18 protein-coding genes are annotated in these 25,703 nt (G+C 54.0%); 8 read left to right on the top strand and 10 right to left on the bottom strand.

Features of this window, described 5'->3' with window-relative positions; all coding sequences use genetic code 11:
* The first annotated feature begins 57 nt into the window (after positions 1 to 57).
* From thrC to KJI95_RS08340, 4 genes are all read left to right on the top strand, one after another.
* A complete protein-coding gene (gene thrC / locus KJI95_RS08325; RefSeq protein WP_214506709.1) occupies positions 58 to 1,347 on the top strand; it encodes a threonine synthase in 1,290 nt (429 codons plus the stop codon).
* Between the two features lie 191 nt (positions 1,348 to 1,538).
* Positions 1,539 to 3,572, top strand: coding sequence for a hybrid sensor histidine kinase/response regulator (locus KJI95_RS08330; RefSeq protein ID WP_214506710.1), 2,034 nt, complete (start codon positions 1,539 to 1,541; stop codon positions 3,570 to 3,572).
* A 15-nt stretch (positions 3,573 to 3,587) separates the two neighbouring features.
* Positions 3,588 to 4,682: a response regulator gene (locus KJI95_RS08335; RefSeq protein WP_214506711.1), complete on the top strand. Its 1,095-nt coding sequence runs from the start codon at positions 3,588 to 3,590 to the stop codon at positions 4,680 to 4,682.
* Between the two features lie 126 nt (positions 4,683 to 4,808).
* Complete coding sequence (locus KJI95_RS08340; RefSeq protein WP_214506712.1) at positions 4,809 to 5,348, top strand: hemerythrin domain-containing protein; 540 nt, start codon at positions 4,809 to 4,811, stop codon at positions 5,346 to 5,348.
* 55 nt (positions 5,349 to 5,403) lie between these two features.
* Here KJI95_RS08340 and KJI95_RS08345 read toward each other — a convergent pair whose 3' ends face one another.
* From KJI95_RS08345 to KJI95_RS08365, 5 genes are all read right to left on the bottom strand, one after another.
* Positions 5,404 to 5,589 (bottom strand): DUF3545 family protein, encoded by a 186-nt coding sequence (locus KJI95_RS08345; RefSeq protein ID WP_126166042.1) that lies wholly within the window; start codon positions 5,587 to 5,589, stop codon positions 5,404 to 5,406.
* 198 nt (positions 5,590 to 5,787) lie between these two features.
* The gene (gene pgi / locus KJI95_RS08350) at positions 5,788 to 7,425 is read right to left on the bottom strand and encodes a glucose-6-phosphate isomerase (RefSeq protein ID WP_214506713.1); all 1,638 of its coding nucleotides are present in this window, start codon (positions 7,423 to 7,425) and stop codon (positions 5,788 to 5,790) included.
* A 14-nt stretch (positions 7,426 to 7,439) separates the two neighbouring features.
* Positions 7,440 to 8,396 carry a transaldolase gene (gene tal / locus KJI95_RS08355; RefSeq protein ID WP_214506714.1) on the bottom strand — a complete coding sequence of 319 codons (957 nt, stop codon included), beginning with the start codon at positions 8,394 to 8,396 and terminating at the stop codon, positions 7,440 to 7,442.
* Positions 8,397 to 8,599: 203 nt separating this feature from the next.
* Positions 8,600 to 9,703 carry an OmpA family protein gene (locus tag KJI95_RS08360; RefSeq protein WP_214506715.1) on the bottom strand — a complete coding sequence of 368 codons (1,104 nt, stop codon included), beginning with the start codon at positions 9,701 to 9,703 and terminating at the stop codon, positions 8,600 to 8,602.
* A gap of 218 nt (positions 9,704 to 9,921) precedes the next feature.
* Positions 9,922 to 12,288 carry a phosphoketolase family protein gene (locus KJI95_RS08365; protein ID WP_214506716.1) on the bottom strand — a complete coding sequence of 789 codons (2,367 nt, stop codon included), beginning with the start codon at positions 12,286 to 12,288 and terminating at the stop codon, positions 9,922 to 9,924.
* Positions 12,289 to 12,719: 431 nt separating this feature from the next.
* Between KJI95_RS08365 and KJI95_RS08370 the strand changes: the two genes are divergently transcribed.
* The 4 genes from KJI95_RS08370 to cydC all read left to right on the top strand — a co-directional run bounded on the left by KJI95_RS08370 (position 12,720) and on the right by cydC (position 18,917).
* Positions 12,720 to 14,162, top strand: a complete 1,443-nt coding sequence (locus KJI95_RS08370) for an alanine/glycine:cation symporter family protein (RefSeq protein ID WP_214506717.1) — start codon at positions 12,720 to 12,722, stop codon at positions 14,160 to 14,162.
* A gap of 96 nt (positions 14,163 to 14,258) precedes the next feature.
* Positions 14,259 to 15,032, top strand: coding sequence for a peroxide stress protein YaaA (gene yaaA / locus KJI95_RS08375; protein ID WP_214506718.1), 774 nt, complete (start codon positions 14,259 to 14,261; stop codon positions 15,030 to 15,032).
* 343 nt (positions 15,033 to 15,375) lie between these two features.
* A complete protein-coding gene (gene cydD, locus KJI95_RS08380; protein ID WP_214506719.1) occupies positions 15,376 to 17,184 on the top strand; it encodes a heme ABC transporter permease/ATP-binding protein CydD in 1,809 nt (602 codons plus the stop codon).
* Entirely contained in the window at positions 17,181 to 18,917 is a 1,737-nt protein-coding gene (gene cydC / locus KJI95_RS08385) for a heme ABC transporter ATP-binding protein/permease CydC (RefSeq protein WP_214506720.1), read from the top strand. Before cydD ends, cydC begins: the two co-directional genes overlap by 4 nt.
* A 126-nt stretch (positions 18,918 to 19,043) precedes the next feature.
* Here the strand turns inward: cydC and KJI95_RS08390 are convergent, their stop codons facing one another.
* The 5 genes from KJI95_RS08390 to KJI95_RS08410 form a co-directional block, all read right to left on the bottom strand.
* The gene (locus KJI95_RS08390) at positions 19,044 to 19,220 is read right to left on the bottom strand and encodes a helix-turn-helix domain-containing protein (RefSeq protein ID WP_214506721.1); all 177 of its coding nucleotides are present in this window, start codon (positions 19,218 to 19,220) and stop codon (positions 19,044 to 19,046) included.
* Between the two features lie 283 nt (positions 19,221 to 19,503).
* Complete coding sequence (gene putA / locus KJI95_RS08395) at positions 19,504 to 22,680, bottom strand: bifunctional proline dehydrogenase/L-glutamate gamma-semialdehyde dehydrogenase PutA (RefSeq protein WP_214506722.1); 3,177 nt, start codon at positions 22,678 to 22,680, stop codon at positions 19,504 to 19,506.
* Between the two features lie 255 nt (positions 22,681 to 22,935).
* Entirely contained in the window at positions 22,936 to 23,538 is a 603-nt protein-coding gene (locus tag KJI95_RS08400; RefSeq protein ID WP_214506723.1) for a TIGR04211 family SH3 domain-containing protein, read from the bottom strand.
* 122 nt (positions 23,539 to 23,660) lie between these two features.
* Positions 23,661 to 24,932, bottom strand: a complete 1,272-nt coding sequence (locus KJI95_RS08405; RefSeq protein ID WP_214506724.1) for an inorganic phosphate transporter — start codon at positions 24,930 to 24,932, stop codon at positions 23,661 to 23,663.
* Between the two features lie 16 nt (positions 24,933 to 24,948).
* Positions 24,949 to 25,629 (bottom strand): TIGR00153 family protein, encoded by a 681-nt coding sequence (locus KJI95_RS08410; RefSeq protein ID WP_214506725.1) that lies wholly within the window; start codon positions 25,627 to 25,629, stop codon positions 24,949 to 24,951.
* Positions 25,630 to 25,703 lie beyond the last annotated feature (74 nt).

Consider the following 25,703-nt stretch of genomic DNA (forward strand, 5'->3'; position numbering starts at 1 on the left):
ATAGAAATTTGAAGCGCTGTTGGCAGCATGGCCGCGGCGCTGGCAAGGAATGATGTGATGGAATTATTTAACCTGAAACACCCCGAAGAGCGGGTCAGCTTCAGTGATGCGGTCAAACTAGGGCTTGGCAAAGACCGCGGCCTGTTTTTCCCAAGCCGTATTCCGGTGCTGGCGGACGTTGAATCGCTGTTGTCGCTGCCCTTTGCCGAGCGCAGCAAAAAAGTGCTCGGCGCCTGGCTTGCCGATGAACTCGGGCAGGCAGTCGTTGATAAACTGGTCGACAATGCCTTTACCTTCGAAGCGCCACTGGTGCAGGTGGATGAGCGCCGCTACAGCCTTGAGCTGTTCCATGGCCCGACTCTGGCGTTCAAGGATTTTGGTGCGCGCTTTATGGCCCAGTGCCTTGAGCACCTTGCCGGCGATGCGCGTCTGACCATTTTGACCGCCACCTCCGGCGATACCGGCGCAGCGGTGGCCGATGCCTTTTATGGCCTCGACAAGGTGCAGGTGTGTGTGCTCTATCCCAAGGGCAAAATCAGTGAGCTGCAGGAAAAGATGTTCACCACCCTTGGCGGTAATATTCACACCGTGGCGGTTGAGTCAGACTTTGATGCCTGTCAGGCGCTGGTCAAGCAGGCCTTTGATGAGCCATCGGTGCGTGAAGGTTTGCATTTAAACTCTGCCAACTCGATTAACATCAGTCGACTGCTGGCACAGATTTGCTACTACTTTGAAGCGGTTGCCCAGTATCGTCGTCATCATGGCGATGCGCCGGTGATTGCGGTGCCAAGCGGCAACTTCGGTAACCTGACTGCCGGGCTTTTTGCCAAGGCGATGGGGCTGCCGGTAAAACGCTTTGTGGCGGCGACCAACAGCAACGATACCGTGCCGCGCTATCTGGCAAGCCTTAACTGGCAGGTGAAGCCGACAGTTGCCACCATGTCCAATGCCATGGATGTGGCCGACCCAAGCAATTGGCCGAGGGTCGAAGCCATCGCCAGCTATATGGATTGGCCGCTGGCAAGCATAGACGGCGTGGCGCTGGATGAAGCAAGCACCCGTGAGTCGCTAAAAGCACTGCAGGCGGCGGGATATTTATCAGAGCCCCATGCCGCCATCGCGGCCAAGGCGCTCACCGACAATCTTGGCGCCGCCGAGCGGGGGATTTTCCTGGCCACGGCGCACCCAGCAAAATTCAAGGATGTGGTCGACCGTGAGCTTGGAGTGAACTTACCGCTGCCGCCTGAGCTTGCTGCAGTAGCTGATAAGCCGAGCCTGGCGGCCGAGCTGCCGGCGGATTTTGCCGCCCTTAAGGCGCATCTTTTCAGTGTGCTAGGAAACGACTAGGCAGCATCGAAGCGCGCTTCTGTGTGAAATTCAGTGCGCAATTCATTGAAAGAGTAAAGGAGGCTTCGGCCTCCTTTTTTATCACTGCAGCCCGAAATCACCATCTTGTGGTCAGTTACAGCATGTTGTTCAGCAAAGTTTCTTAACTTGACTAAGCTTTAGTCAATGAATGCTGAAACGGAACTGCTGGAATGGACTCTGGTGTCGACAATATGCTGCTAGATACCCGCCAGGCCATTTTCGATCCCGCACTGCTTGCCGAACTCGGTAAATTGCAGGCCAGGTTTATGCGGGGGGAAGATGTGGTGTTGCCGCTGTGCCGCATCCTTGCTGAGTACAGTGAGTCGCAGGCGGTGCTGCTGGTGGAGCTTGCGCATATCAATGATGAAGATATGCCGGCGTCTGCTTCCTGCTGGTGCCGCGATCCTGTTCGCTACCTTACCCTCTGGAAAGACATCAAAGAGTGGCCCTTCGCAAGCGAAGAGCCGCTGGTGCACTGCTGGCATAAGTTTGTGATTTGGCCGGTTAAACACACAAATCTCTTAGTGTTCTTTCATACCCCAAGGGAAGACTGGTTTAACTTCATGTGGAGTTTTGGCGAAATGCTTGCCGAAATTCTGATGGGCATTTTCAGCGTGCAGATGCTGGGCGCAGATGAGCGGGCTCTGGGCTCAGGTGGTGAGCGCTGGGATCAGGATATGTTCCGCTCGATAGTCAGCAACAGCGATGACTTTATTCTGGTGGTTAAACAGTTCCATGACGGAAAAAGCCAAATTGTTTACAGCAATTCCGCCGTTACCAGTATCAGTCTCTATCCCCGCAGCCAATTGATGAATATGTCGCTGTCACAACTCTTTCCCAAGGCGATTCAGGCCAATGGCGTTGATTTGGATTTGTCGGAAATGCTGACAAAAAGCCATGATTTTGAAGGGGAAGTTTTCTGCAAAATGGCCAATGGTGAGCAGGCTTTTTTACATATGCATGTGGTGGCGCTGGATCAGGATGCAACCGGCGGCCTGTACGCGCTGATAGGGCGTGACTACACCGAATTTCGCGCCATGGAGCATGCCATGGCCCGTACCCAGAAAATGCAGGCGATTGGCCAGCTTGTGGGTGGGATAGCCCATGATTTCAACAATATTCTTGGGGTGCTGCGCGGCAATATTGAGCTGATGCAAATCAAGAGTAAGGACGAGCGGCTTGAAAATTATCTCGCCACCGCGCTGCGCTCCTGCCAACGCGGTACCGAACTTACCCGCAGGCTGCTGCAGTTTTCCCGTCAGGAGCAATTTAATGCCCAGCGCTGTCAGGTCAATGAGGTGATTGAAAGTTTAAGGGAGTTGTTTGCCAAGTCCCTCACCAGCCAGATTCAGCTGCAGTTTAAACCGGCCGAGCAGATTGAAGACATCACAGTCGATAAGGGCGATCTGGAAGATGCGCTCCTGAATATGGTGATTAACGCCCGCGACGCCATGGAAGGGGGCGGAACCCTGATTATTTCAACCGGCGAGCAGGAGCTGGCGGGCTTTTTACCGGGCCTTGGCACCAAGGTGATGGTGGAGGCTGGCCGTTACGTATGGATTTCGGTAACTGATTCGGGCCACGGTATTCCTTTGCATCTGCTCGATAAAATTTTCGAGCCCTTTTTTACCACCAAGGATAAGAGCAAGGGCACCGGCCTTGGGCTTGCGATGATTTACGGCTTTGTAAAGCGCTCCCGCGGCTACATGAATGTGATTTCGACCAACTCCTTGGGTACCGAATTCAGGATCTGGTTTCCGGCCATGGGTAATAAAGAAGCGCCGCAGCAGCAAACCCTGGCCCGCAATGAGGTGCTGCCGCGGGTCAGTGGCAAGCTTAAGGTGCTGTTGGTTGACGATGAACCGGAGCTGCTGCGGATTTTGTCTGACTACTGCACGCTAATGGGCATGGAGGTGGAAACCTTTCCGGATGCACAGACGCTGCGGGCCAAGTATTTGCAGTCGCCATGTGATGCCGGGCTGTTGGTTACCGATGTGCTTATGCCCGGCGGCGTGAACGGCTACGAGCTTGCCAGTGAGCTGGTGGCCCTGCATCCCATGCCTGTGCTGCTGGTATCCGGGTTTATTGAGGATATAGGGCTTGAAAAGGATGAGGAGATGCCGTTTAAAGTGCTGCACAAGCCCTTTGAGTTAGCCGCATTCGCCCGTGCCTTATCCGAGGTCGGGGTTAAATTTTCTGTGTAAGGGAGAGCGTATTTGATGGAGCAACTGAATGTGTGGATCGTGGATGATGACAATGACTATTGTCATCTGATGCACGAAGTACTGCATGACGACTATCAGGTCAGCCTGTTCTTTGAGGCTGGCAGTTTTCGTGCGGCACTTGCAGGCGGCAAGCCTGACATAGTGCTGATGGACATCAGCCTGCCGGACGTGTCCGGCATTGAGCTGTGCCTTGAATTGCAGCGCAGTGGTATGGACAGTGCAGTCATCTTTGTATCCGGCATGAATACGCTCGAAGAGCGGCTCAAGGCTTATGAGGCCGGCGGGGTGGATTTTATCGCCAAACCTTTTGAGCTGAAGGAGCTCGTTGCTAAAACTCACGCCGTTGCCAATTACCAGATTAAAAAGCGCTCGTTAGCGGAAGCCGAAAGCTTCTCCCGCCATATGGCATTCCAGTCGATGAGTGAGTCGGCTCAATACGGTGCTGTGCTGCAGTTTTTCCGTCAGTGCTTCCTGTGTCAGCAATATTCTCAATTGGCCGATGCGTTTTTTGAGCTGATGAATCATCTGGAACTTAAAACCTGCCTTGAAATCCGGGTAGAGGAAAACCTGTATTTTGTGCCGGAGCACACCGCCATCAGTCCGATAGAGGCCAATATTTTTGAACTGCTGGATCATCAGGGGCGCTTGTACGATTTTGGCTCCCGGACCATTTGTAATGATAAGCACGTATCGTTTCTGATAAAAAACATGCCGCTGGATAACGATGTGCTCTATGGCCGGATCCGCGATGTGATTGCCGTAGTGGTCGAAGGATTGGAGGCCCGTATCCTCGATATTTCCCGTCAGCAAACCCTAAGCCGTGTTGTAGATGACATTCAGAAACTGGTGGGTGGGCTTGCCAATCGTATTCAGGAAAGCGACCAGCAGTTTTGTCAGGCCATGACCAGTATTACCTCTGAGATCCGCGCCAGTTTCCATGTGCTCGACATGACAGAAGAGCAGGAAAACTTTTTCACCAGCCTGGTGGAGCGCAATCTCAGGCAAGCGAATTCCGCCAGCAGCGCTTTCCTTGGGCTGCAGTCGGCTTTGAAAGCCATGATCAAAGCGCTCGAGCGCAGTGGTGCTTAATTTAAAAGCTTGATCCCCATCATGATACGGCACTTAAAGCCTTTGCTATAGTGGTCTGGCGTGGCAGCTTTGACTACTATTTATTCAAATGACTGTCGGCGACAGGCCTTGACGAGGGGGATTGTTATGCTCAGTAGACTCATGAGAGATCACAAGCATATTGCGATATTGCTTCGGATCCTGACCAAAAAGCGCACCATGCTGGAAAACGGCGACAGCGTAAACTTCAATCTCGTCAGAGATATCGTTGAGTACATGCAGAGTTACGCCGAGCACAGTCACCATCCGCTGGAGGATGTGATTTATGAGTATGGCGCCGAAAGATTACCCGAAGTCGCGAGGCTCGGGCGTTTGTCGGCAGAGCACCAGCAGCTTATTACTTCCTCCGGCGCTTTAATGGCAACCCTGAATCTGATCCTCAGTGATGTAGTGGTTGCCAGAGATAAACTCATCAGTGACTTATCGCATTATATTGCCGAGCAGGAAGAACATATGCTTTTTGAAGAGCGCGAGCTGTTTCCGCTCCTTGCCAAGCATTTAAATGAAAGTGACTGGCAGGAAATTCATCAGCGCTGCCAAATCAGTTTGAAAGATGACCCGCTGTTTGCCGACAACGACAGCCAGCTGTTTGGTGAGTTGAAAAGTTATCTGGCACAGTCGGATTAGCGGCCACAAGCAAATAAAAAGAGCGCATTACGCGCTCTTTTTATTTGCCTGTAGTTCAGGCCAGGAGACTGTCCACATCGTAGTCAAAGTTAGAATCAATATCCTGCAATTCCTTCAGCAGACGATGCTTATCCTTAAGCGCCTCGATTTCTCTCCATTTACGTTTTTTATTGGAGCCTTTGGAGCGGCCGGGTCTTTCTACGACTTCATCTAGCGCACTACCATAATCTAAACGATCCATGGCAACCTCCTGTTGTTGTATGTTTTCTCAGCAACTAAATACCACACAATGCAAACAGGGTGCAAGAAGATTGTTTCAGGAGTGTTAACTTGGCATGACCTTTTGATGAAGTTCAGTAGTCTATGGTTAAGTTTTTGATATTAAACAAATAAAAAAGACCGGTATGCCGGTCTTTTTTGCGTTATTAACTCGCTCGGATCAGATATGTCCTTGACGGAACAGGTTAATCAGCGCGTTGCTGGATGCGTCCAGTTCGGTCGCTTCCTTGGCTGCGCCGAGGCGTGCCAGTACGTCATTACCGAGGGTTTTACCGAGCTCCACACCCCACTGGTCGAAGGAGTTGATGTCCCAGATGATGCCCTGAACAAAGGTTCTGTGTTCATAAAGGGCAATCAGGGCGCCGAGGGTCGCCGGGGTCAGCTTGTCCATCAGCAGGGTGTTGCTTGGCTTGTTACCGTCCATCACCTTGTGGCGGGCGATAAGTTGCTTTTCAGCATCAGACAGCTTGCTTGAGGCGAGCTCAGCGAGCGCTTCCTCAAAGGTGCGGCCCTGCATCAGTGCCTGGGTTTGACCAAAGCAGTTTGATGCCAGCTGCGCATGGTGCTCCCCAAGCGGATTATGGCTTTGCAGCGGCATAATAAAGTCAGCCGGAATGAGCGCGGTGCCTTGGTGCAGCAACTGGTGGTAGGCGTGTTGACCGTTGGTGCCTTCACCGCCCCAAATCACAGGGCCGGTTGCATGATCAACGGTTTCACCGCCAAGGGTCACAGACTTGCCGTTGCTTTCCATATCCAGTTGCTGGAAGTAGGCGGGCAGTCCACGCAGGTAGTGATCGTAAGTGAGCACTACATGTGACTGGGCATTGAAAAAGTTGCTGTACCAAACAGACAGCATGCCCATGATAACCGGCATGTTTTGCTCAAGCGGCGCCGAGGTGAAGTGCTCGTCCATCGCACGGGCACCGGCCAGCAGGGCACGGTAGTTATCCATGCCAACCATCAGCGCAATCGGCAAGCCAATGGCCGACCACAGCGAGTAACGACCGCCTACCCAATCCCACATCGGGAAAATGTTTTCAGCATCGATACCAAAATCAGTAGCTTTGGCAACGTTTGAGGTTACAGCGGCGAAATGTTTGGCAACATCCGCCTGGGTGGCGCCGGTGCTCAAAAACCAGTCGCGGGCACTTAAGGTATTGGTCAGGGTTTCCTGGGTGCCAAAAGACTTGGATGACATCAAAAATAGGGTGGTTTCCGGGTCAACCAGCTTAAGTTTTTCAACCAGGGAGGTGGCGTCTACGTTGGCAACGAAGTGGCACTTCAGCTTGCCATTGGCGTAGGGGCGCAGTGCCTGGGTGACGATTTTCGGGCCAAGGAACGAACCACCAATCCCAATGCTGACGATATCTGTAATCGCTTTACCGGTGTAACCGCGCCATTTGCCTGAGGTGATTGAGTCAACAAAGGCCTCAATTTTAGCCAGCGTGGCCTGTACTTCCGGCACCACATTCACACCGTCAACATTGACTACGCTGCCAGCTGGTGCGCGCAGCGCTGTGTGCAGCACGGCGCGCTTTTCGGTGTTGTTGATGATGTCACCGGCAAACATGGCGCGAATGCGCGACTCAAGCTCACAACCACGAGCCAGAGAAAACAGCTTGCCAAGCACGTCATCGTTTACACGGTTTTTGGAGTAATCAAGCAGCAGACCGCAGGCCTTGAGTGACATCTTGTCGAAGCGGGCACTGTCGGTTGCAAAAAGTTCACGCATGTGGGGCAGATTGTTGGAATATTCCTTCAGTTCCTGCCATTGCGTGGTTTGAGTGAGTCGGGTCATGGTGTGTTCCTGGCTTATCCTTGCAGTTTTGCCTTGAGCATATCTTCCAGTTTGCCCTGGTCAACAGCGAAGTTACGAATACCTTCGGCGAGTTTCTCAACTGCCATCGCATCTTCGTTAAATTCCCAGCGGAATTCGGCTTCGGTCAAGGCGTCGCCCGGTGCAACGGTTTCGCTGGTCGGGGTGAGCTTGCGTACCACAGGGGTGTTGCTGGCTGCCATTTCCTCGAGCAGTGACGGGCCTATGGTCAGGCGGTCACAACCGGCCAACTCGATGATTTCGCCGGTGTTACGGAAGCTTGCGCCCATAACTACCGTCTTGTAGCCATGGCGCTTGTAATAGTTGTAGATGTCAGTCACTGACACTACGCCCGGATCTTCACTGGCGCTGTAGTCTTTGCCGGTGGACTTTTTGTACCAGTCCAGAATGCGGCCAACGAAAGGAGAGATCAAAAACACACCGGCTTCGGCGCAGGCGCGGGCCTGGGCAAAACTGAACAGCAGTGTCAGGTTGCAGTTGATGCCTTCGGCTTCAAGTTCCTTGGCGGCGCAGATGCCTTCCCAGGTGGAAGCGAGTTTGATAAGGATACGGCTCTTGTCGATGCCGGCTTCCTGATACAGACGAATGAGCTTGTGCGCTTTGGCGATGGAGCCGGCTTTATCAAATGACAGGCGGGCGTCGACTTCAGTCGAAATGCGGCCGGGAACCAACTTGAGGATTTCCAGACCAATGTTAACGGCCAGCTTGTCGGCGGCATCTTCAATCTGAGTGGCGAGATCGCTGCTCTGGCTCTTGGCCCAGGCAATGGCGTTGTCAATCAGGGGCGCATATTCAGGAATTTGTGCCGCTTTAAGAATGAGCGATGGATTGGTGGTCGCATCTTCTGGCTGGGAGCGCTTGATTGCCTCGATATCGCCGGTATCGGCAACAATGGTGGTAAAGGATTTGAGTTGCTCTAAGGTATTGGCCATGGGTCTTGTCCTTCTCGAAAAGTCGCCGGAATGCCGGAGTACTAGTGACAATATTAGAAGCGATTTTGGGCTTTTTTCCAACCGCGACATGAAAAAAAATTACAGAAACGGTTTAATTTTTCACTTAATGTGCTGGCAGATGCATACAGTGTAAAAGAAAAAAGCCACTGCAGGGCAGTGGCTTTCATAACGTTACTCAAGCATTACTTGAGAACAGGCACCTTTTCAGAGCCAGTCACAACAGCTTCAACGCGACGGTTGGCTGCGTGGGCTTCAGCAGTGTTGCCTTCCATTACTGGGCGGCTGATACCGTAACCTTTGGCAGATACGCGGTCAGAGCTGATGCCGAACTTCTCAACCAGCAGTTTGGCAGCGGCATTGGCGCGCTTCTCAGACAGCTTCTGGTTGTAGTCTGGGTTACCTACGTTGGAGGCGTGACCGCCGATCTCAACGGTAGAACCTGGGTGTTGGTTCATGTAGTTTGCCAGCTTCTCAACAGACTCATAAGAAGATGAGTGGATAACGGCTGAGTTGTTGGCAAAGCGCAGTGAACCCAGATTGTGAGTGGTTACGTCGTCCTGGTAAACAGTACAACCGTAAGCATCAACCTTGTGGTTGGACGGAGTGGCTGGGCACTTGTCCATATCGTCAGTCACACCGTCGTTGTCAGAGTCAACGGCTGCAACAACTGGCGCTACTACAACAGGAGCTGCCTTGCTGCCGAAGCGGTAGCTCAGCTCAAGACCCCAGTAGTTGCTTTCCATTTGCAGGGTGTTCCAAATTTCTTCGTCGAGGTTTTCGTAACGACGATATTTGGCAGACAGTTTCAGGTTGTCAGTGAAGTTGTAACCGATACCAGCACCAACGAATGGAGCAATACCGCTGTCGCTGTAGTATTTAGAACCCCACTGTTTGTTGTTGTAAACCAGGTAGTTCATGGCGCCGGCTTCAGCAGACAGGCTCCACTTGCTGGCAAATGGCCAGAAACCTACCAGGCCCAGGGTAGTGCCCTTGGCGCCCACGTCGTTCAGAGCGTTGGCATAATCGGTCCACTCAGCGCGGCCCAGATCGCGGTAACCCAGTTCGATACCGAAGTAATCGTTGAACAGGTAACCACCGAACACATCCCATGCATATGGGCTGTCTTCGCCACAGGTCTTCATGGTTTTTTCGTCGCAGTTTGGTTCGTAGTTGTTTACGCCCACACCGCCACCCACGTACCATGGGCTCATGCCGCTGTCAGTAGCATATGCGCCAAAAGGCAGCACAGACGCGAGCAGTGCAATTTTCAATGAGTTTTTCATCATAATTCTCCAAGTCCATTGTTTGATGATATCCACCAGAATGCGCAGTGAATTTTATAGCGCATAGCCCGCACTTAGTGTGGTGATCCCTTTGTGGTTTAGCGAGCCAACATTATTATCCATTCTAAATATTCGAATATCCACAGTACATCATTCTTTTTGTGGAAAAAAACAAAAGGCGCCGGTTAAAGCGCCTTTTAGATCACAAATTTACAAACTTTTTAACGTGTCCATACCCAGTTTTCAATATGTGTAGGATCGACGCCATTGGCCTTGATGTAGTTTTTGTGGTCCACCAGGCGCTGCAGCATGTCGGTGGTGATGGCCACGTGCTGTGTCTCATCAATCACGCCCTGCTGGAACAGCTTGTACGCCATGTCGATGACCAGGTGATATCGCGACGTACCGTTGCGAACCCCCATGTCGAATGGTGTAGTAGTGGAGCCTTCTTCCTCATAGCCCTTGATGCGGAAGCGTTTGCAGCCTTTGTAATCAAAAATCAGTTTCTTAATGGTGTTGGGGTAGCCGTGATAGTTGAACACCACACCCTTATCGCTGGTAAAGATCTCATCCATCATCCAGGGCTTTTGCTGGAATTTACGGCTGCCAAGACCGCTGGAGTTGAGTTCAGACACGCTGACGAAGCGCACCCGTACCCGTGGTAACAGCTCACGGATAAGCACCAGGGAGGCCATACATTCCTGGGTGGCGTAGTCACCGCAACCGGCCAGCACCACATCCGGGTTTTCATCGGATGCGAAGTCCCACACCATCAGGCCATCTTTTGCCTGGCGACGAGCTTCTTCGAGTGACAGCCACTGCGGCAGCTCTTTCTTACCGGCGACTATGATGTTGAGCTTGTCGCGGTCGGCAAAGGCGCGCTCGGTGTACACCAGGGTGCTGTTGGCATCGGCTGGCAAATAAGCCGAGATAATCTCAGGGTGTTTCTCCAACATGGCACCCAGGAAACTTGGATTCTGGTGCGAGTAACCGTTGTGATCCTGACGTTCCAGCAGCGATGACAGCACCACGTTGCACGATGGCAGCGGCTTGCGGAAATGTACCCCCTGACTTGCGTACACATATTTACAGTACTGGTCGGCCATGGACGATACCACCTGCGAGAACGCCTCGTAGGTTGGGAACATGCCGTGGCGGCCGGTCACGGTATAGCCGTGCATCATGCCGAACAACAGGTTTTCTGACAGCAGCTCCAGTACGCGGCCATCGCGGGCCATGTCCTGATCCCAGCTTTCGATGGGCCACTGCCAGGCGCGATCGGTTTCTTCAAACACCGCCTGCAGCTGGTTGGAGTAGGTTTCGTCAGGGCTGAAAATCCGCAGGTTACGCTGATCGCGATTAAGCTTGAACGCTTCGCGCATCCACTCGCCCATCTTATTCATGGAGTAGCCGCGATGTCCTCTTGGCACTTCAGGACCATAAGACAGCTTGGTCAGATCCGGATTGGACAGGGCGCGCACCACTTCGCCGCCGTAGGACAGGCGCTGACGACCACAGGTCAACTCTTTTGGTGGAATAAGGGATTTAATATCCGCATCGAACTCGATGGTGCCAGTCTCGGTTATCTTGCACAGCTCGGCAAAACCGTAGCTGGCAAGCCATTTGTCCAGCGCCTCCAGGTGCGCTTTGTCAGTGGCGCACTTGTTTACAATCACCTGATGCGATTCACAGTTGCCTTCGAGTTTTTTGCCTTTATCTTCGGCAACCCCGGTCCAGCCCTTGGCGGTGCGCATCAAAATAACCGGCCAGCGCGGTTTACAGATATCTTCACCGGCGCGGGCACGGGTTTGGATGTCGGTGATCATCGCGTAAGAGGTGTCCATGGCGTTAACCATTTGCACGTACACATCTTCTTCGAGCTGGTCGTCAACAATAATTGGATGATAACCAAGGCCGCGGAATTCCAGATCCAGCTCTTCGTGGCTCATGCGGCCCATACGGGTCGGGCCGGAAATCTTGTAACCGTTGATATGCACAATCGGCAGCACGGCGCCGCAGGTGGCAGGGTTAACCAGACGGTTGGCGTACCATGAGGCAGCCAGCGGGCCGGTTTCAGATTCGCCGTCGCCAACCAGTACAGTGGCAATCAAATCCGGGTTATCGAGCACTGCACCAAAACCGACAGATAAGGAATAGCCAAGCTCACCGCCCTCCAGGATTTGGCCGGGGGCTTCTGGGTTGGCGTGGGAAGGATAACCATAGGCGGCTGAAAATTTCTTACAGATATCTTCGATGCCGGTTTCATTATAAGGAATGGTGTCGGGGTAGAAATGACTCAGAGAACCTTCAATAAACAGGTTGGCCTGAACAGCGGGGAAACCATGGCCTGGGCCAACGAGATAAAGGAAGGGGCGTTTGTGTTTAACGATGAGGCGGTTAACGTTGGCATAAACAAAGTTAATCCCCGGACATGTGCCCCAGTGCCCGAGCAGTCTGGGTTTGATGTCACTGTGGGCCAGCGGCCGTTTGTGCAAAACGTTCTGCTTCAGATAAATCTGGGACGTGGCCAGAAAGTTGGTGGCACGCACAAATTTCTTCAGTGCGCCTATCTCGTGTGCTTGAGTCATAATAAGCCTCTCGATGCTTAAAATGGTTAATTGGAATAGCTTTCTTGGGACACACTATATTTGTAATTTTTTTACAAAAACGTGTCCGCCATCCAATTTTTATGAAGTTGATTTCACTGCGTTGTGCTTTTGAGTTGCAGTTATTCGATTGTTAATCGAGCTTTAACAGTAGCTTATCCTTGTTTTAATAGCGTGATGCGCATGTCGTATAAATGAGCAATCGTGAGATGGATCACGCGAATTTTTTCCGCTACTGTGCTATTTTGCCGCGTCCGTCGGACGCCAATACGCTGTAAAATGTGACGAAACTTTTGTCTCACAACAAAATAATGATTCAAAAATTACAGCTATTCATGATCTTAACGGATCATTCGCCACAGTGATGCCGGGCAAAATTCGCCATCACTGCCAGAAGGAATAAGTTCAAGACTATGTTAGAAACCATCGTTAATTTTCTGAATGCTCTGCTTTGGGGCAAGCTGCTGGTCTACGGACTGGTAGGGGCAGGGCTTTACTTCACCGTCAGGCTGGCATTTATTCAGCTGACCCACTTCAAGCACGGCATTAAGATCATGAGCATCAGCCGTCAGGGTGGCGCCGATGGTCTGTCATCATTTCAGGTGTTTTGTACCAGCATGGCTGCCCGGGTGGGCGCTGGAAACATGGCGGGTGTCGCCGTAGCTATTGGCACCGCTGGCCCCGGCGCCGTATTCTGGATGTGGGCGATTGCGGTGCTCGGTATGGCAACGGCCATGATTGAATCGACTCTGGCACAGGTCTACAAGGTAAAAGATGAAGATGGTCAGTTCCGTGGTGGCCCTGCCTATTATATGGAGAAGGGATTGGGCCAGCGCTGGATGGGCGTGCTGTTTTCACTGTTTTTGATTTTGGCATTCGGCCTGGTATTCAACGCCGTGCAGGCGAATACCATCACAGGTGCCATGGAGCGGGTATTTGGCTTTAACCCCATGTATGTGGGCATAGGCATTGTGATAGCCAGCGCCTTTGTGATAGTTGGCGGGCTGCGCAAAGTTGCCAAAGTGTCTGAAATCGTTGTGCCTTTTATGGCGCTCGCGTATTTGCTGATTGCCTTGGTGGTCGTTATTTTCAATATCGAAAAGCTGCCCGATGCCTTTATGCTGATTATCAAGAGTGCCTTTGGCTGGCAGGAAGCGGTTGCCGGCGGCGTGGCCTACAGCGTGGCGCAGGCGATGCAGGCCGGTATTGCCCGCGGTCTTTTTTCAAACGAAGCAGGTATGGGCAGCGCAGCCAACGTGGCGGCGAGTGCATCGCCTAATCCAAATCATCCGGCATCGCAGGGCTTTGTGCAGATGATGGGCGTGTTTGTTGATACTCTGGTTATCTGCACCGCAACGGCCGCCATCATTATTCTGGCCGGTGACATGGGCGGCGAGAGTGACGGCATCAAGCTCACCATCGATGCACTGACAAGCCACGTAGGTGACTGGGGCGGCGCCTTTATTGCGTTTGCGATTTTGCTGTTTTGTTTTACCTCCATTATTGCCAACTATTCCTACGCCGAAACCAATGTGATGTTCCTGTCCGGCAATCGCAAAAAAGCCCTGCCGCTGTTCCGCCTGGCGGTGCTTGCAATGGTGATGTTCGGCTCCATGGCCAAGATTGGCCTGGTGTGGGACTTGGCTGACGTGTCCATGGGGCTGATGGCAATTGTTAACATGGTGGCACTGGTGCTGCTCTCCGGGCTTGCTGTCCGGGTTATCAACGATTACCGTGAGCAGCTCAAAAACGGCGACATGCCGGTGTTTGACCGCAGTAAGTTCCCTGAGCTTGAAGGTCAGGTCGAAACTGACATTTGGCCGGATGACGTGCAAAGTCAGGCCGCCAAGTCCTGAGCCGATTGAGCCAATCCATAAAACCACGCCCGTACGGCGTGGTTTTTTTATGTCACTTGGGTATCATTAGCATCCCAAAAGATAAGAGAGGCTCCTATGCTGGCAGTTATTTCTCCCGCCAAAACATTGGATTATGAAAATCCCGCCCCGATTGCTGACTTCACTCAGCCCGAGCTTACCGGTCATAGCGCCGAGCTTATCAAGGTGTGTCAGGCACTTACCCCTGCCGATATTGCCTCTTTGATGTCGGTGAGCGACAAAATCGCCGGGCTGAACGCCGCGCGCTTTGCCAGCTGGCGGCCTGAGTTTTCATTGGAGAATGCCAAGCAGGCGCTGTTTGCCTTTCGCGGCGATGTCTACACCGGCCTTGATGCCGATAGCTTGAGCCGCGCCGATCTTGATTATGCCCAGCAGCACCTGCGGATGTTGTCAGGTCTGTATGGACTGCTGAAGCCGCTCGATTTAATGCAGGCATATCGACTTGAGATGGGCACCTCGCTTGCCAACGGCCGCGGTAAAAACCTGTATGAATTCTGGGGTAACATCATCACTGACAAACTGAACGAGGCTTTGGCGGCGCAAGGTGATGATATTCTGGTGAATCTGGCCTCCACCGAGTATTTTAAGGCCGTTAATGTCAAGCAAATCAAAGGCACAGTAGTAAGCCCTGTCTTTAAAGATGCCAAGAATGGTCAGTACAAGATAATCAGTTTCTACGCCAAAAAAGCGCGCGGCCTGATGACCCGTTACATACTTGAAAAGCGCCCTCAGACCATAGCCGAGCTGAACGATTTCAACTATGACGGCTATTATTTCAGCCCCGAGCAATCCAAACCGCTCACCCCGGTTTTCCTGCGCGAAGAACGCTGAGCGGCTGTGGGTAGATGGCTCTGTAGAGCTTGCCCGAATCCTGCGTCTATCACTTAGTGCAGCGCCAATCGTCGAATACGCCAATCGCTTAGGCTGACTCTAAGCCCCTCGCTCACGCGCAGGGGCTTTAAATTTGTCTTCAATCGCGTTCATCCCTTCGCTTTCATCGCAGTAGTTTTGCGCTCTTCGTTAAATCAGGCTTAAGGAAAACATTGATCCAGCGCAAATTTTGTGAAAGGTGTAACAATTCCGCCGGCGCGGGTTTATTCGGTTGAGTAAGGCTGCGATACTGCTTTCCTGCCGCAGTTTGCGGGTAAGATCAAGTCTCCCGGTGCAGGAATTCATGGACAAATCCCTCGAAAAGCAACTCGCTCTCTGGCTTAAGGCGCAAAAGGCTGCCTGTGGCCCGTATCTTTTTTTGTCGGTAGTGCTCGGTGTGCTAAGTGGCATGCTTTTGATAGCCCAGGCGTTTCTGATTGCCAAACTGCTGGCGGCCGTGGTGATGGATGGCGCGGTGCCTACGCTGTTTATCCGCGAATTTGCTCTCCTCGGTGGCCTGATTGCGCTGCGGGCACTTGCTGCCTTTGGCCGTGAGCGGGTGGCGTTTGAAGCGGGGCGCCGCCTTCGCGCCGACTTGCGGGCGCGGGTGCTTAATCAGCTCACCTTGCTTGGGCCTGCGTTTATCAAGGGTAAGCCCCTTGGCAGTTGGGGCACCCTGGTGCTTGAGCAAATCGAAGATTTACATGACTTTTATGCCCGCTACCTGCCGCAGCTTTCTATCGCCGCCTGTATTCCACTTATCATCCTTGCCTGTGTGTTTCCGATGAACTGGGCGGCGGGGCTGATTTTGCTGGGGACTGCGCCGCTTATTCCGCTTTTTATGATCCTGGTCGGCATGAGCGCGGCCGATGCCAATCGAAAACATTTCGCTGCGCTTTCAAGACTTTCCGGGCATTTTATGGACAGGCTGCGGGGATTGTCGACCCTGAAGCTGTTCCACCGCGCCGAAGCCGAGGGCCGCGCCATCGAAAAGGCCTCCGATGAATTTCGAAGCCGCACCATGTCGGTGCTCAGGATGGCGTTTTTAAGCTCGGCGGTGCTCGAGTTTTTCGCCGCCATCAGTATCGCGCTGGTGGCGGTGTATTTTGGCTTCAGTTACCTTGGCCACCTGAATTTTGGCCATTATGACCTAGGTATTTCCCTTTTTACCGGCTTGTTTGTGTTGATGCTGGCGCCTGAGTTTTATCAGCCGCTTCGGGACATGGGCACCCACTATCATGCCAAGGCACAGGCGGTGGCGGCGGCTGAAAATCTTTCGGAACTGCTTGCGCTTGCGCCGCAGCAGCAAATTAAGCAAGAGCCGCAAAGCCGCAGCGCTGAGGCCGAGCACAGAGACGCTACGCCTAAGCACTGGGACATTGAAGCCAAAGATCTCTATATCCTTTCCCATCAGGGCGGCCGTATCGCCGGGCCGCTGAATTTCTCCATCAAGGCGGGTGAACGGGTTGCCATAGTCGGCGTATCCGGCGCCGGTAAAAGCAGTCTGCTCAACGCCATCATGGGCTTTTTGCCGATAGAAGGTGAGCTTAAAATTGGCGGCCTTGCCATCGAAACACTGGATTTGGAACAGCTTCGCGAAGCCATCGCCTGGCTTGGGCAGGAGCCGCATCTTTTTCACGGCAGTATTCGCGACAATGTGGCCATGGGCCGTGAGCTTAGCGACAGCGAGATAGTGACTCTGCTTGAGAAGGCGCAAATCGCTGATTTTGTTACCTCTCTTTCGGCCGGACTCGACCATGGCCTTGGCGAGGGTGGCCAAGGGGTGTCGGTCGGGCAGGCGCAGCGGCTTGCGCTGGCGCGGGCGTTGGCGCAGCGACCACAGGTGTTTTTGCTCGATGAACCGGGCGCGAGCCTTGATATCGACAGTGAGCGCAAAGTGATGGCGGCGCTTGCGCGCGAAACCGAGAATTGCACTGTGCTGATGGTGAGTCATCGTCTGGACTTGCTCGCTGAAATGGACAAGGTGCTGGTGCTGGAAGGCGGCAAAGTAGTTGAGTCCGGCACCGCATCTGAGCTCGCATCACGGGGCGGCGCCCTTGCCGGGCTGCTTGCAGCGGCTGGAATTCAGCCTGCCATGGAGGTCGGCGCATGAATCTGTTGTCACTGTTTTTACCGCTTATCCGCCGTCAGTGGCTGATGATGCTCACAGGCCTTACGCTCGCGATAGTGACCCTGCTGGCGGGCATTGGCCTGTTGTCGCTGTCGGGCTGGTTTTTATCGGCCACCGCTGTAGCCGGGCTCAGTGTGGCCACGGCGCAGACATTTAACTTTTTTACCCCCGCAGGTGGGGTGCGCTTTTTATCCATTGCCCGCACCGCCAGCCGCTATGGCGAGCGCCTTGCCACCCACGAAGCGACCTTCAGATTGCTGACCGAGCTCAGGGTACGGGTGTGGAAGGCGCTGATGCCGCTAGATGAAGCGCGCCTTGCCGGTGAGCGCCGTGGTGAGCTGCTCAATCGGCTGGTGGCCGATATTGATACGCTCGACCATTTTTACCTGCGCCTGATGGTGCCAATGGGCGCCTTTATCGCTTTGCTGCTGGCGCTGTTTGCCTTTATCGGCTGGTTTGATATGGGCCTGGCGCTCACTCTGTGCGGCGCGCTGCTGCTGTGTCTTTTGATTATTCCCGCAGGGTTTTACCTGCTTGGGCGACAAAGTGCGGCCGCCGTGGTCAATGGCAAACGGCGTTACCGTTTGCTTACCCTCGAATATTTGGGTGGCCTTGCCGAGCTTGCCATGTTTAAAGGGCTTAAGGGCGAGCGAGCGCTGTTGGATTCGGCGGAATCAGAGTGGCAAACGGCCCAGCGCGCCATGGCGTCGCTGCTTGGTTTGTCGCAGGCGGTCATTATTCTTGCCCATGGGGCGATAGTGCTGCTGATGCTGTATCTGGCGGCTCAGGGCGTGGGTGAGCGGGTGCCGCCCGGGCCGCTCGCGGCCATGGTGCTGTTTGCTGCGCTTGCCACCATGGAGTTGCTGCAGCCGCTGGCATCGGCGTTTTCGCAGCTGTCGGGCTGCGCTGCTGCGGCCGGGCGCGTTAAATCATTGCTGGATGAAAAGAGCGCCATTTGCTTTGGCGAGCGGGATGAGCGGCTTTCCGGCGAGGTAGGCTTTAAGAATGTCAGCTTCAGTTATGATGCGGCAAATGGAAGCGGTAATCCTGTGCTGAATGCGTTTAACCTGACGGTTGCCGCTGGCACCAAGGTCGCCATTCTTGGTAAGACCGGCGCCGGTAAATCGAGTCTGTTTGCACTCCTTTGCCGCAGTTATGAGCCGCAGCACGGCAGTATCAGCATTGGCGGCGTGCCGATTACAGAGCTTAATGAAAGAGCACTTCGCGCCACCCTGACGGTGGTTACCCAGAGAGTGCATTTGTTTGCTGGGCCTTTGCGGGATAACCTTGCCCTTGCCTGCGAGCAAAAGGTCGCTGATGCCACGCTTATCGAGGTGCTTGAGCAGGTGGGGCTTGGCTATCTTGCAAGCGGCGATGAAGGGCTTGGCCAGTGGATTGGAGAAGGTGGGCGGCAGCTTTCCGGCGGCGAGCAGCGCCGTATCGGGATTGCGCGGGCACTGCTTCGGGATACGCCAATTATGCTGTTGGATGAACCCACCGAAGGGCTCGACAGCCAGACCGAGCAGCTGATGCTGGCGCGGCTGTTTGAACATGCCAAGGGTAAGACCCTGCTGATGATAAGCCACCGGCTGACGGCGATGGCCGAGATGGACTGCATCCATATTCTGGAAGGTGGCCAACTGGTTGCCAGCGGCAAACATACCGAACTGCTCGCAGCGCATCCCGAGTATCGCTCCCTTAAAAGCAGAAACTGAGACGCCGAGCCAGAGCCTGAGCCTACGCTGAAAAGCCGAGCCTGAAACCTCGACGCGGACTCGCAGAACCTTGAGTAAACAAAAACAGGGCATCGCCCTGTTTTTTTATGCCGAGTACAAATCCGCTTAGCCGAGGCGCTTGGAAAACTCCAGATACCGCATCACTTCCTCTTCTTTGAAGACCAGATCGTCGCCTTCGCCCTTGGCCGAAAGCAGGTTCTCCCGCGCGTAGCGTTTGATGGTGACGGGTGACTTGTCGAGAATTTTGGCGACCTCGTCCAATGTCAGCAGTTTATCGCTCATGTGGCCGTTCCTCTCTGATGTTAATGGCTAGATGTTAATGGCTAGATATCAGGGCATCGATGTCAGTGCATGGATGTTGAAGCATGTATGCCAAGGCTGATGACTCAGGCTCAATGTCAGTCATCCATCAAGTATAGCCAAAGCTTTTGAGGCGCAAGGTGGCGAGGCAAACACAGGCGCAAAGCTCAGGCTCTAGCGGCAAGCGAGTTGAAAGGCAAAAACAAAAAGCCGGGCAGAGCCCGGCTTTGAGGATGGAAGCAAGCTTCCTGACAGGCGCAGCCTGTTAGTCGGCGTCACCCAACGACAGCAGGGTGGCGTTACCGCCGATGGCGGTGATGTTGTTGGTGCGGGTCTTCTCGGTCACAAAACGGGTCAGGTAGTGTGGACCACCGGCCTTTGGACCTGTGCCTGACAGACCCTGACCGCCGAATGGCTGCACGCCAACCACGGCACCAATCTGGTTGCGGTTGATGTAGACGTTACCCACGTTAACCTTGTCGGCCACCTCCAGCGCATGACCTTCGTTACGGCTGTGAATGCCCAGGGTCAGACCGAAACCGGTAGAGTTGATTTCGTCGATGACCTTGTTCAGCTCAGACGCTTTGTAACGCACCACGTGCAGGATAGGACCGAAGTTTTCTTTGGTCAGTACCTTGATGGAGTCGATTTCTACGGCAGTTGGCGCCACGAAGTGACCGTTCTCGGTGCCTTCTGGCAGGCGCAGCTGGTGAATGAGGCGACCCACTTGCTTGATGTGGTCGATGTGTGCGTTCAGGTTTGCCTTGGCAGCGGCATCGATCACCGGGCCTACGTCGGTCTTCACTGAACCTGGGTTACCCAAAGCCAGCTCGTCCATGGCGCCTTTCAGTACGTCCAGTACGCGCTCGGCAATGTCTTCCTGCAAATACAGAACCCGCAGGGCGGAGCAGCGCTGACCGGCGCTGGTGAAGGCAGACGATACCACGTCATTCACAACCTGCTCAGGCTGGCTGGTGGAGTCAACCACCATGGCGTTTTGACCACCGGTTTCAGCGATAAGCGGAATGATGGCGCCATCACGACCGGCCAGGGCGCGGTTGATGACCTTGGCGGTAGTGGTAGAGCCGGTAAAGCACACGCCACCGATACGCTCATCAGAGGTCAGCTTGGCACCGACAACGGCACCTGTGCCTGGCAGGTACTGCAGCACGGCTTTTGGAATACCAGCTTCGTGAGCGAGCTGCACAGCGCGGAAACCAATCAGACAGGTCTGCTCGGCAGGCTTGGCGATAACTGTGTTACCGGTGGCCAGCGCGGCCGCAACCTGACCGAGGAAGATGGCCAGTGGGAAGTTCCATGGGCTGATACAGACAAACACGCCGCGGCCTTGCAGGAACAGCTCGTTAAGCTCACCTGTTGGGCCTGGCAGCAGCTCTGGCTTGCCCATCATTTTCTTGGCCTGTACGGCGTAGTAGCGGCAGAAGTCTACGGCTTCGCGCACTTCATCGATACCGTCCTGCAGGCTCTTACCGGCTTCGCGGGTACAGAGGGCAATCAGTTCTTCGCGGTTTTCTTCCAGCAGATCAGCGAGCTTTTGCAGGGCATTGGCGCGGGTTTCTACCGGCGTGCGGCACCAGTCACCAAAGGCAGCAGTAGCGCCGGCAATGGCCTGCTCGATGGCGGCTTCATTGGCGAAGGCAACCTGACCTACTTTCAGGGTGGTGTCGTAGGGGCTTACCACGTCACGCACTTCGCCTGACAGGGTTTCGCCATTAACCAGCGGGCCTGCGCTCCACTGGTTGTCTTTGAATTTTTCCAGCGCAGCGAAGAATGGCTCAGATTCGGAAATGATGTTCATGTTGAGTCCCTTGGAATTTTTACGCTCAGCACCGAAGATGTCGGCGGGCTTAACTATCTTGTTGTTTGCCAGGGTTTTGTAGCCTTGCAGAGTCTTGAGCGGGTGGGTTACCAGCGACTCAATCGGGGTCTTGGGGTCTACCAGCTTGTGTACGAAAGAGGTGTTGGCACCGTTTTCCAGCAGGCGGCGAACCAGGTACGGCAGCAGGTCCTTATGGGCACCGATAGGGGCGTAGATACGCACTGTCGGTACGGCGGCTTCGGCCAGCACTGTGTCGTACAGCTCCTGTCCCATGCCGTGCAGGCGCTGGAACTCAAACTTGCGATCGCCAACCATGGCGGTGATGGCGGCAACGGTCTGGGCGTTGTGGCTGGCAAACTGCGGATAAATCAGGCCACGGGTGGCTTCAGACAGCAGATAGCGGGCGCAGGCAAGGTACGACACGTCGGTGGCAGCCTTGCGGGTAAAGAGCGGATAACCAGCTTCACCTGCCTGCTGAGCCCACTTAAGCTCGCTGTCCCAGTAGGCGCCTTTTACCAGACGCAGCGGGATTTCATCCCCTTGCTCTTTGGCAAGACGGGTCAGCCACATCAGTACCGGCAGGGCGCGCTTGGAGTAAGCCTGCACCACGATACCCAGCAGTCCCCAGCCTTTGGCGGCATCTGACTGATACAGCTTCTTGAACAGTTTCAGCGACAGCTCGAGACGGTCCACTTCTTCGGCATCAATCTGAATACCGACATTCAGGCTGCGGGCCTGTTCGATAAGCTTGATAAGGGTGCCGTAGAGCTCGGTCATCACGCGGTCTTCGTTGGCCACTTCGTAACGTGGGTGCAGCGCAGACAGCTTGATGGAGATAGTTGGGCGTGGTGACTCTGATTCGTCAAACTGACCCGTGCCCAGCGCCTGAATGGCGTTGGCGTAATCACGGTAGTATTTCTCGGCATCCTTCATGGTCAGGGCGGCTTCGCCCAGCATGTCGTAAGAATGGGTGTAACCGAGTTTGCGCTTTTCAGCGGCGTTTTTGATGCCTTCTTCGATGGTTCGGCCAAGCACGAACTGCTTGCCCATGATTTTCATCGCGGCGTACATGGCCTGACGGATAACAGGTTCACCCAGACGGTTAACCAGACGGCTCAGCAGGTTGCTTGGGGTGCCGTCGATGTTTTTGTCGAGCTGAATGATTTTGCCGGTAAGCATCAAGCCCCAGGTGGAGGCGTTAACCAGCACTGAGTCACTCTTGGACATGTGCTCGTCCCACTTGGCGCCGGACAGCTTGTCGGCAATCAGCGCGTCGGCAGTTTCGGCGTCGGGGATACGCAGCAGGGCTTCGGCCAGACACATCAGGATAATACCTTCCTGGGTCTCGAGCGTGTACTGCTGCAGGAAGGCGTCAACGCCGACCATCAGACCTTTCTTTTCGTACTGGCGCACCTTGGCGACCAGATCGTGAGCGCGGCTTGTGATACGCGCGATTTCGTCGTCACTCGACGGAACCAGTGCAATCAGTTCTTTGAGGTAGGCCTCTTCATCCACGATGTAGTTTTGACTGATCAGACTGAACAATTCGTCGAGATTGGCGTTGTCATAACGACCTGCCAGTACTTCACTCGCTTTGAACATAGTTATCTTTCCATCTGGGCCGGTAAGGGGTTATAGGCAGCCTTGAGGGCGGCTTTCCAAAGCTCCGGCGGACGCCTTTTTCATTTTGTATACAATTTTGCGTCTCGGGCGCGCAAATTATACATGCAAATTGTGATCGGTGACACTGGACGGGGAGGGAATGTGAAGATTGTTTGATTTGGATTAATCGAGGCGGGCGTAACGCACAATTGACAAGACCCGGGCGTTTGAAAAGGCCCGGGTCTTGACAGTAAATCAGTTCATCCAGCGCTTTCTGCTGCGACGTTGTGGCCGTGGCAGATACACCAGAATAATGCCGATGAGCGCGCCAACGGCGGCGATCAGGCCACCTTCTTTCCAGAATTGATAACGCTTTTCCTCTTCGGCGCTCTGGATTTTGGCAATCGCCGCATCGCGGGCCGCTTCGGCGGCTACTTTGCCTTCGGTGGCGGCACGCACCAGCTCATCGGCCTTGGCGAGCTGATCTTTCAGCGCATTGATGGTGCCGGCGGTATCTGAGTATTGCTCGTTGAAGGAGGCAAGTTCAGCACGGCTTTCCATCAGGGCCTGCTCGGTTTCAGCCAGCTTTTGCCTGATGCTCTTTTCGCTGCTCAGCGAGCTCTTCAGTACCCAGCCATCGCGGCCACGGTGATCGCTGATGCGGGCGTAATCGCCAGAGATTTCACCGGTGAAGGTGACCGGGGTGCCAGCGGTGATGCTGCCCAAAATCCGGTACTCGGTACCCGGGCCATTGAGCAGGTAAACGAAGATGTCATCGGAGATTACGCGGGGCTGATTTTCCGCAATTACAACAGGGGAGAGGAGCAGGGCTCCTGCTACGAGCAAGGGTCTGAACACAGATAACATCCCATCAGGTAAAGTTTGCCAACATGCTAGGGATTTGCGCCCTTCAATGCAAGAGGGAAGTCCGTGGACTTCCCTCTTGTTTTCAACCTTGCTACAGGGGCTTAGGCGTAAGCTTAGCCACCAAACACAGCGCGGATGATATAGAAGAATACAATCGCAAGACCTGCGCCGGCTGGCAGGGTAACAACCCAGCTCACCACGATGTTGCGCACCACACCAATGTTGATGGCGGCAATACCACGGGCCATGCCCACACCGAGCACCGCACCCACCAGAGTTTGGGTGGTGGAGATTGGCAGACCCGTACCTGAGGCGATTACCACGGTAGAGGCAGCAGCAAGCTCAGCAGCAAAGCCGCGGCTTGGGGTCAGGTGAGTGATGTTCTTACCGATGGTCTGCATTACACGCTTACCAAACAGCGCCAGACCCGACACGATACCGAAGGCGCCCAGAGGCAGGATCCACCAGTCGAGGTGTGCCTTGGCAACGATTTCGCCGTGGTTGTTTACGGTAGATACCACAGAGGCAACCGGACCGATGGCGTTGGCCACATCATTAGAGCCGTGGGCAAAGGCCATACAACAGGCTGACATCACCATCATGATGGCGAATACTTTTTCTACGTTGGCAAACTGGGTGTGGCGGTCGGCTTTATCGCTCATTTTCAGGCGGCTGATAAAGAACTTACCCACAATGGCTACAACCACACCGATAGCGGCTGCAAGGCCGTAAGACTGCGCGGTGGTGAAGTCCAGACCCACATGCACCAGACCCTTGTCGATGGTCACCAGCGACATCATAAAGCCGGCGAAGAACATGTACATAGGCACGTAGCGCTTGGAGTTTTCCAGCGGATTGTCGGTATCGAAAATCAGCTTTTGGGCGCTTTGGAAAATCAGGAAGGCGATGAAACCAGAAATAGCCGGCGTCACAACCCAGGAGCCAACGATGCCGGTTACTTTACCCCAGGCAACGGCTTCGGTACCAACACCCACCGCGGCAAAGCCAATGATGGCGCCGATGATGGAGTGCGTGGTAGACACAGGCCAGCCCAGCGCAGACGCAACCACCAACCAGATCCCGGCCGCCAGCAACGCTGAAATCATGCCGTAAACCAAAAGGTGCGGTACGTCGTTGAAGTAACTGGAATCGATGATGCCGCTGCGAATGGTGTTGGTCACTTCGCCACCGGCGAGAAACGCGCCGGCAAATTCGAAAATCATCGCAATGATAATAGCTTGCTTGATAGTAATGGCGTTTGAGCCTACTGAGGTGCCCATGGCGTTGGCTACGTCGTTGGCGCCAATACCCCAAGCCATCAGAAAACCAAACACAGCCGCCAGACCAATAAGCCAGGGGCCATAGGTGACAAAAATATCAACCATAGTAGTAAAACCTTCGTTAAACGCGAGCTAACATCAGCTCTAAACGGGAACCAACGCGCTCGGCAAGGTCTGCCAGGTCGCCGACCCACTCGATAATTTTATACAGGAACATGACATCGACCGCGCTCATGCCTTCTTCAACGGCATACAGACCACGGCGCACGGCAATTTGCAGCTCGTCGGTGTCTTCTTCGATCAAGTCGAGTTCTTTAACCATTTTTTCTACCAGGTCGACTTCGCGGCCGCGGAAACCGGTTTCCAGCAGCTCGTCCAGTTCGTTGATGGCTTCTTTGGCCAGCGCAACGGCATCAAGACAACGCTTGAGGTAGGACATGAAGGGTTCCTGGATAGGTGCAGGGATTACCAGGTTGCGGCCAATGATTCGGCCGGAGATGTCTTTGGTTTTATTGGCGATTTTATCTTGCTGGGTGAGAAGTTCCAGCAGGTCTGTGCGCTCGACCGGCATAAACAGACCGCCGGGCAAGGTGAGACGGATTTCACGCTTCAGTGCATCCGCATCTTTTTCTGCTTTATTGATTTGCTTACGCAGTTCCGTTGCTTTTTCCCAGTCACCCGCGGTTGTAGCTTCAAAGAAGGGGACCAGAATGTTTGCACATTCGCTGACTTTATCGATGTGCTCTTGCAGTGGCTTGATTGGCGATTTTGCAAACACGCCCAAAATGGAGTTTACTGGCATAGCCGTTTACCTACGTAGGTTATTCCACCATTGGAAATTGCGGGCGCATGTTACCCCATGCGTCCACGTATTGA

It is taken from the genome of Shewanella jiangmenensis (assembly GCF_018596335.1).
GTDB classification, from domain to species: Bacteria; Pseudomonadota; Gammaproteobacteria; order Enterobacterales; family Shewanellaceae; genus Shewanella; species Shewanella jiangmenensis.